The organism is Caldithrix sp., from assembly GCF_056497305.1.
The window spans coordinates 21,009-27,187 of record NZ_JBSMDE010000088.1 but is presented as its reverse complement, the minus strand read 5'-3'; the positions used below and the strand labels follow the sequence as shown (position 1 = coordinate 27,187).

General features: G+C 45.0%; 4 protein-coding genes. 1 reads left to right on the top strand and 3 read right to left on the bottom strand.

The window, feature by feature from the left end; genetic code table 11:
- Nucleotides 1-680: phospholipase D-like domain-containing protein (locus ACWB0I_RS07860; protein WP_479387505.1), on the bottom strand; the 680-nt coding region annotated here is incomplete at its 3' end.
- 524 nt (nt 681-1,204) lie between these two features.
- Here ACWB0I_RS07860 and ACWB0I_RS07855 point away from each other — a divergent pair.
- Nucleotides 1,205-1,933 carry a sulfite exporter TauE/SafE family protein gene (locus ACWB0I_RS07855; protein ID WP_479387504.1) on the top strand — a complete coding sequence of 243 codons (729 nt, stop codon included), beginning with the start codon at nt 1,205-1,207 and terminating at the stop codon, nt 1,931-1,933.
- A gap of 25 nt (nt 1,934-1,958) precedes the next feature.
- Here ACWB0I_RS07855 and ACWB0I_RS07850 read toward each other — a convergent pair whose 3' ends face one another.
- A complete protein-coding gene (locus tag ACWB0I_RS07850; RefSeq protein WP_479387503.1) occupies nt 1,959-4,850 on the bottom strand; it encodes an amylo-alpha-1,6-glucosidase in 2,892 nt (963 codons plus the stop codon).
- A gap of 390 nt (nt 4,851-5,240) precedes the next feature.
- Nucleotides 5,241-6,110, bottom strand: a complete 870-nt coding sequence (locus tag ACWB0I_RS07845; RefSeq protein WP_479387502.1) for a VIT1/CCC1 transporter family protein — start codon at nt 6,108-6,110, stop codon at nt 5,241-5,243.
- Nucleotides 6,111-6,179 lie beyond the last annotated feature (69 nt).

Sequence of the window (6,179 nt, the reverse complement as noted above, 5' to 3'; positions counted from 1 at the left end):
TTAAGATAGAGCTCGTAAGGTGTAATAGAGTCATCCAGGTACGTTTTAGTTTTAATGACGTCCACATAATAATCGGAAATATCCACCGCTTCTTTCCACAGCATTTCAAACTTTTCAAGGGCATATTGTACATCGGCGCTGTTTTTTAACTGCACATTGAACTCGCGTTGCGCCACCAAACCGGCTTGCGAGAAATTACTCGAACCGGTTATTACAGTGCCAAAGTCGCGATCGTCCTCGCGGTAACGGCTGATGTACACTTTGGCGTGAATATTGCGGCTGGGATGGGCTTTAATTTGGATTTTTCCTGATTGAATAAATTCAACAAATTTTAAAATCCCCTCTTCCACTTCTCTGGAATCGGCCGCCTGCTCTATTTCGGATACAAGCAACCCGCCGAAATATTCTTTTATTTTGGTATGGGACTCAAAATCGGCATTGTTGGCTGTTTCGATGATCTGGAAGGTTAACTTATCAAGACCAAGTCCCACCAGAATCCTTATTCTTTCAATATTTTCGAATGATTTGTACAGCTGAAAAAAACCGCTGGAGCGAAAATAGCCGACTAAAATATCAAAATAGCGCACATCCTTTAAAATGGCTACAAATCGGTCTAATAGGGTGGAATGCGGTTCATTGGTAAAAAAGGTGAGATCGGTTTTTATGTTCCGGTCGCTCATTAATTATACTTTCTATTTTTCTTTTATTTTTAATAGTTTTAGTGAAGAATTTAATGAAATTGATTAAGAAATGAAATTTAAATATAACTGTATTAAAAAATACAAATTCGCTGTGTTGTCTGGCACCCTGAAACCATTTATTCTCAAAGTTAGCACAGCCGCAACCATTAATCTACCATAAAGCGCATAATGAAGCACAAAGTATGTTTTTAATTAATAATTTTCTCATCTCCTGCATCCCCTTTTCCCAGAATAAACGTCTGGGAGAGGGGGAAGGTTTGTATGGAAAATTTTCCCACCTGTGCTGGAGATTTCCTATCATGGCCCCATTCACGATCGGTAAGAATTCGGTACGTCAGCCCGATTCCCACTAAATAAATTTAATCGTTGTCAGAATTTGAATTCTCCCACAATCACACAGGAGTTCATTGCCTGTGGCCTCTCTGTTCAAAATAATGCTAAAAGATTAATTAGGAGTACATTCAAAAAAACATTAATTTCCCTGCTAAAAAAGAAAGAAAGCCATGTCTGATCCTGTTTACTTCTTAATCGTTTTCCTGATTACCTTCATTGGTTCCCTTTTGCAGGGATCGATTGGTTTTGGACTGGGCCCTTTTGCCGTGCCCCTTTTAGTGTTGGTTGATCCGGCTTTCGTGCCTGCACCCTTATTGTTGGTTGCAATGGTTTTAACAACTCTCATGTTTTTAAGAGAGCGTTCGGCCGTGCGTTTTGAAGAGTTTGGCTTTGCCGCAGTAGGCAGAATTGTGGGGAGCATTTTGGCTGCCTATTTTTTGACCATCTTTCCGGCTCAACATCTAAAGCCATTGTTTGCCCTTCTGGTTATTCTGGCTGTAATCATGAGTGTGGCCGGAATCAACTTAGCGTTAAACCGACAGAATTTAATCGGCGCCGGCATCGTTTCCGGCTTCATGGCCACCGTCGCGGCCATTGGCGGAGCGCCCATGGCCCTGGTTTTTCAACGCCAGAACGGCCCCAAAATACGCGGAACCTTAGCTGCCATCTTTATTTTAGGAACCATTATATCCTTAAGCGTTCTGGCCTTTATTGGTAAATTTACGTTAGTTGATGTGGTGCGTGCGCTCTGGCTTTTGCCGGGCGTTGTGCTGGGTTATGTTTTCTCTCAAAAGACATCCCGAATTTTAGACAAAGGCTATATGCGTCCGGCCATCTTAACATTAACCACCCTGGCCGCTCTGGCCATCATCTTTGATCAGTGGCTTTTGAGTTCCTGAATGGCCTTTGTAGTCATTGCCATTTTTAATTCACATAAAGAAGATCATAAACCGCTGGCGCGGATGCTCCCCTGGCCCCGCCTCCGTGCCATTGATCCGCCGTTACCTGTACGCTTCTGAAATCTCCCAGACCGGATCCTCCGTGGTCATCCTGCAGGCCGCTAAGGAGGGTAATCTTGCTTTGTTTGTTTAATCCGGGCAAGAATTTTTTGGGAATTTGAAAACGAATTTGCTTGTACGACACAAATCCCAGGGGATAACCGGAACGGAGCGGAACAAACAAAGCAACGCGCTGATTAAGGCCGTTACGGATTTCCAGCCCGCCGCCTACGTAGATGATGCGATTAAATTTCCGGTTAGTGTCAAGCTGAAAACGCGCTTGATGGCCCACGCGGGTCGAATAGGGGCCGCCCAATGTTGCATCCTGAATCGCAATGGCCAGAAACGTCAATTGAAAACCATATTCCGGATGCCAGCCCGGATTAACCAAATTGCGCAAATCAATCCGGAAACCCCAGCTCTGGCCGTTATCGTAAATCGTAAAACTTTTGATGTCGGCAATGCCCAGTGCAAAGGCCTTGTTCAGTGGGTAGGTGTAAGACTGGTTTACGCCTCGATCGTCGTTTAATTGATCCCGTTGGTAAATTAGAGTGGGGCCATTCCTGCCCATGGGGAAAAACACCTGCTCTTCTTTTAACAGGGCAAACGGTATTTTATGGATCGTCGCAAATTGAATGCCGGAATCAATAACAGCCATCTGCCAGGCTCTGGCCAATTTCAAAGAGTCTGATGTGGTGTCGGTTTCAATAAATTCATATTCGAAATCGCGTCCTGAATCCGGTAAGAATATTTTCACCGGAATAGTGTCGCCAGGGAACCGAACAAAACCCTCGATGCGCTGGTGCGCAAAATTGGAATGTAAACGAAATTTCATGCCCGTCTCTGTTTTTTGAAGATGCACATCAAGATGACTGTTTTTAAAAGGCAGACGACAGCGTATTTCCTCAATTTCCTCCAGCAGATGCGGGCGGAAAAAGACGCGATTCTCCGAAGCCATTGGCTGATAGCCCACCAGGTCCTGATAAAAATTTCTGATAAATTCAGCCAGACTCCAGGCCTGGGAAACCGTACCGGAAATCCTGGGTTGTTGCTCTCCTTTGCGTAAAACAGGCTCTACCAGTTCGGAATAACTGCCAATCGCTTCAAAGTGTAAAATTTGCCGAACCTCATTCATAAACAAACGACCGGCGCTTAATGTCTGGTCAAAGCGGATCTGGCTACTGAGCACCGGGCCCGCCAGCCAGCACCAGATTAAACCATTGTGATAGGCAGCATCCGGCACATAGTAAGGCAGGTAATGGTGGTAAGGATGAAAATGGGGGTCTTTGAACCACAGGGAAAGCACACCATACTCCGTGGTTAAATGACTGGTTACAAAACGAGCAACTTCCTCTTGCCGCTGCTTAGAGATCAGCGGCCTAAGACCCGGCAGATCGGGAACGGTGACTGCAAAAATTTGATTCGGTCGCACCTGGTGATCCGGGCTACCGTCTGCATTCAAATGGTCGTACAGCGATTGTGTCTCCTCATTCCAAAAATAACGGTTTACATTTTGTTTTACCCTGCCGGCCAGATGCGCCCAGGATTGGGCCCAATTTTCGTCCTTTTTAAGTTCCTGAGCCATGCGAGCGCCAATCTGCAGCGCAGTGTACCACAAAGCCTGAACCTCCACGGCGCGGTTACCGCGCGGCGTCCAGGCGCCCTCCGTGCCCATGGCATCCATCCAGGTTTCGGCATCCTGGTGGGTTAACAGGCCCAGCTCATCTACCCGTTTCTTAATGGCTCCTTCAATGGCCTGACGCACAATAGGAAACATTTCCTGCAAAAAGGCCTGGTCCCCGCTGTACAGATAATACTCATAAAGCGCCCGAATGAACCACCAGGTGCCATCCGTTGTATTGTAAATGACCTCATTATTTGTAATCCGGTTGGGAATGCGCCCTAACTCTCTACGCGCAGGATCCTTCATTTGAAAGCGGGCAAAATTCCGTAAAATGCTTTTAGCCATCTCAAACTGTCCACTGGACAGCAGCGCGCCATTGATGGCAATGAAGGTGTCGCGTCCCCAGTAATTATTAAACCAGGGCAATCCGGCCCAGATGCCCGGCCCCTTTTGCCTGGTAACAAGGGCATCCAGCGAACACAGCGCCCATTGCAGGGCGTTTAACACCTGGCGATTCCGAACAAAAAAGGGATGGCTTTGCAATAACTGTTCAAACCGTTTTTTTCGCTGAACCACGGCCTGTTCCAGACGCTCAATGACCGGAGGCGCAAGGGTATCTGCTGCCTTGTACTTTCCAAATCTAAAAACAAAAAAATGACGGCCATCCAATGCATTAAAATAGTTTACGCGCAATACGCGGTCGCCAAATGTGCGCCTGATTAAAACGGCTTCAGGCTCTTCTGCAGTAACTTTCTTTTTGAATTCGGGTAAACTCAATTGCAATTGACCATCTTTGGGCGCCCGGATTGTTATCAGCAAAACGTCTGTGGAATCGAGCGGAGTAAAGAATTCCCTGGTTTTATCTTCATACACTCTTTCGAATCCATAAGGCCGCAAGATAAAAGTGCGTAGTCGGTTGCGTTTCAGTTCCTTCCCATTGCGGAACAACTTGTAATCTTTGAAAACATGAATTTCGTTAACTGTCCAGCCTTCAAAATTATTGCTGTTGTATCGATGAGTGTGGCCGACAAAGAAGCCGGTAATCTTGTTTGTAAAGACAAATTGGTGGTCTTCGTTTTTTTGGAGTTTAATTTCCGGCAGGGGACGAAAACGATCGTACAATATGGGTTGTTTTTTAATGGCCCGCTTGCGCTCGGGAAATGAACAGGAGCTGAATAATAATAGAAGACCCATAAAAATTGTAGCCACCCACGCCTTAAGCCTGAAAGCTGTCATGATCAAATTTCTAATTGTATTTCTACCAAAAAGATGCTTACCTTTTCAATTTACGCAAAATACCCGCTAAAAACCAGAAAAGCAATCATGATTTCAAATACCTTTGTCATCGCGGATATTTTAATCCTTCCTATTCTGCTCAAAGACTGCTGTACCCAACGACGAACACCGCCCCTTTCGGTTGAAGGACCAGGTGTTAGCCCTAAAACATTGCTTGTTACCAGGTTAGTCCCTGTACTTCCCTCTACTGGTTTAATGCCTCCCTTTCGAAAGACTAAAGCACCAAAACGACTGTTTCCTGAAAAATTTTTTCGCAAAGGGAAACAAGTCCATTTTACTTTTTAGTCATTAACCGATATCTACGCCTAAAAAGTGCCTGGCTACCAGACCAATGCCAAAGGAGATGACAGCCACGCCTAAACTGATCACCAGCATCTCAATAAACGTCTTTTTAAAATCGAATTCCTTAACTACAGAGACAAAAAAGGAAAAAAACCAGATAACCAAAAGAACAAAGATCAAAGTATTGGCCATGGCCACAAGATAGTGGCTGTAAAAGAAAAAGGGGCCGACCAGCAAGGTGACCGTAAAAATGTAAGCAATCCCCGTGTAAAAGGAGGCCACCAGAGGGCTTTGTGCCCCGGCTTCCGATTTTTTGGACAGATATTCCGATGCGGCCATAGAAAGCGAAGCCGCGACCCCGGTAATCAAGCCGGCCAGACCGATTAAACGCGTGGATTGCAAAGCCAGACTGAGCCCGGCCAGGGCTCCGGTTAACTCAACCAGAGCATCGTTCAAGCCCAATACCATTGAACCAATGTACTCAATTCTACGTTCATCGATCATGTCCACCAGCATCTTTTCGTGCTCGTTCTCTTCGTTAATAATCTGCTGGGCTTCGGGTATTTCTTCAAGGATGGCTTTGTAATTTTTTTCTGCCTGCTCTTCGCCTTTCTCCAACATTTTAATGGTAAAAGTCAGACCTAATATTTTTTCAATGAGTAAATATTTGAAAATAGTAAATCGATTGGCTTTGATTTTTACACCGGTGTATTTTGACCAGAATTCTGAATGGCGTCGTTCGTCGCTGGCTATTTTATTTAAGATCTCTTTATTCTTGCCTTTGGCTTTTTGGGCCAGCGCCCGATAAATATGGTATTCGGTCATCTCAATTTTTTGAAATTGCAAAATTAATTTTTTAATCGCTTCTGGGATCATGGTTACCTCCTATCTGCTGAACCATGGTTTCGGGCCCGAACCACACGGTTTTTATTTTTAATTAAAAAC